Below are 2,159 nucleotides of genomic sequence, written 5' to 3' on the forward strand. Positions count from 1 at the left end.
CGTACCGAGCGGCTATATCACCGTCACGGAAATTGCCGTGCCGGACGGCTATGTGCTCGATCCCACGCCGCAGACCAAGCTGGTGGATGGCGAAAATCCCGTGGAATTTATTTTTGAGAATGAACCGTAACCTGCTTTCGCAAAGTCAGACTGCCTTTTGCATAACGGGGAACGAAGCCTCTCAGCTGGCACAGCAGGGATTTTTACAGGAAAAGCAGCGGCTTGCCATGATTGGCTATGACAGCGACAGCTACCCCCGGTACTGCTCGCTGCGCAGCATGAACTCCGTTGGGAAGCGGTTTATGATGGACATGCCAGGCAGCAACAAAAAGTGGCCGTTTCTGCTTCCGGGAAGCGCAGGAGCAAAAGGAGTAGTCATTGTGGAGTCTCCCATCGAAGCCATGAGCTACCGGGATCTCTGTACGATGACCGGCAGCTTCTATAAGAATTATCCCATTCTGGCTCTCGGGGGCGCAAATGTGTCCTTTGGCCTTGAAAACTTTCTTACCAACCACCCGGAAATCAGCGAGATACGTCTGGGCCTGAACCGGGACGATGACGGAAAACATAAGGAAAAGGCCGGAGAACGCGCAACAGAACGTTTGAAGCAAACGTATGGCGACCGCTATCAAATCTCAGTTCATATTCCATCGGAGAATGACTGGAACGATGTTTTGAAGAAACTGCGCGGCATCCAGCCGCCTGAACTACAGCAGCAAAGAAATACTCCCATGCCGCAGCGTTAAGGCCTGGGAAAAGAAGTGCCAGCCGCCCCCAAAAGGGCGGCTGGCGTTTTATTAGGAGGATTGACAAATGTATATTACCGGCAGCACAGTGGCTCTGGAAGCCTCTATCAGCACAAAAGCATATAAAGTATATCTGATTCTCTGTCAGTACGCCAACAACAGCACACGCGAATGCTTCGTTTCCAAAAGGACGATCGCGGAAAAAACTGCCTTGTCTCTGTCCGGCGTTGTCCGCGCCACTCGTGAACTCGTACAGGAAGGATTGATCGCCATCGTGTCCCGCTTCCGCGAGAACGGACGGCAGACCTCCAACCGCTACACCATACTGGACTGTCCACAGCTCCGTATGGAAGATACTCAGAATCCATCTTCCGTCAAAGAGCAGGGCAAGGTGCGCCTGTTTCCTATTAACCCTGTCGCCGTGCAGCTTCCCTCTCTCGCCTGCCGGATTTATTCCTTTCTTACCTCCCTTGCCGGACGTGTGCGCGAGTGCTCCGCTTCCCGCAAGACGATTGCCGACGCCTGCGGCGTCACTTCGTCAACAGTGACGAAAAGTCTTTCTCTGCTTTGCCGGGAAGGATTTCTGCGCCGTATCCGGCAAACACGCTGGGCGAAGTATGGCCATCACGGTACACGCGCCAATCTGTTTGTGCTGACCTCCCCTTGCCGTAAGCTGTCCAGCGCCGCTCTGCGCTGCATGATTGCCGTTTCCCTGCTGGCCTTACATGCTGTATCCTTACCGCCTGCAAAAAACAGGGCGCTTCGGCGCGCATCGGTGGCCAGATTCCCGCGCTTTTTGCGGAAAATCCGGAATCACCCTGCATTTGTTCTCTCCCTGACACCCTCCCCCTGCGCCCAGCTGACACCCCAAGGAACTAACGTCTTAACGAAGGTTACGGTTAGTCTGACAGGAATAAACAGATCTATCCCGGAAGATGAGTGGAAGAATATACAAGCACCTTTCATGCGCTCTGATTGGTCAATCATGCATGGGTTGCGTCGTGGTGAATGGTTGAAAATCGGCGGCTGTTCTTTCTTTTCCGACTATTTTGCCTGGCCTTCGTGTCTCCGAAAGCAGGAGGAAGGGAATCCATGAACCGGATTGATTTTTTGGATATGGGGCTTCTTTTACAGGCTGACGCATTGGAGGGATTGCGTGCCTTACCGGATCACTGCGCTCATGTATGCGTTACCTCTCCGCCCTATTACGGCCTGCGAGATTACGGTGTGGAGGGACAAATGGGGCTGGAGGGATCTGTTCCCGCGTACCTCGCTGCCATGGTGCGCGTTTTCCGGGAAGCAGCGCGTGTCCTTCGCCCTGATGGGACTCTATGGCTCAACATGGGGGACAGCTATGCCGCTGATTCCGGCCCGCAGCCGCCAGCTGGCACAAGAAACAAGCATGGACATACC

At 54.1% G+C, this 2,159-nt stretch carries 3 protein-coding genes; all 3 read left to right on the forward strand.

Features of this window, described 5'->3' with window-relative positions; genetic code table 11:
• Window positions 1-119: 119 nt before the first annotated feature.
• Window positions 120-746 carry a toprim domain-containing protein gene (locus B5F35_RS17980; RefSeq protein WP_242969590.1) on the forward strand — a complete coding sequence of 209 codons (627 nt, stop codon included), beginning with the start codon at window positions 120-122 and terminating at the stop codon, window positions 744-746.
• A 67-nt stretch (window positions 747-813) separates the two neighbouring features.
• Window positions 814-1,842 (forward strand): helix-turn-helix domain-containing protein, encoded by a 1,029-nt coding sequence (locus tag B5F35_RS17985; protein WP_087243043.1) that lies wholly within the window; start codon window positions 814-816, stop codon window positions 1,840-1,842.
• On the forward strand, window positions 1,839-2,159 hold a 321-nt coding region (locus tag B5F35_RS17990; RefSeq protein WP_242969589.1), incomplete at its 3' end, for a DNA methyltransferase. The genes B5F35_RS17985 and B5F35_RS17990, both read left to right, overlap by 4 nt.

The sequence above is a fragment of the Anaeromassilibacillus sp. An200 genome, assembly GCF_002160025.1.
Lineage (GTDB): Bacteria > Bacillota > Clostridia > Oscillospirales > Acutalibacteraceae > Caccousia > Caccousia stercoris.

Excerpts from the sequence above, each read along its gene's own strand:
- B5F35_RS17980 (WP_242969590.1), top strand. The coding sequence starts at position 120 with ATGAACCGTAACCTGCTTTCGCAAAGTCAGACTGCCTTTTGCATAACG.
- B5F35_RS17985 (WP_087243043.1), top strand. The coding sequence starts at position 814 with ATGTATATTACCGGCAGCACAGTGGCTCTGGAAGCCTCTATCAGCACA.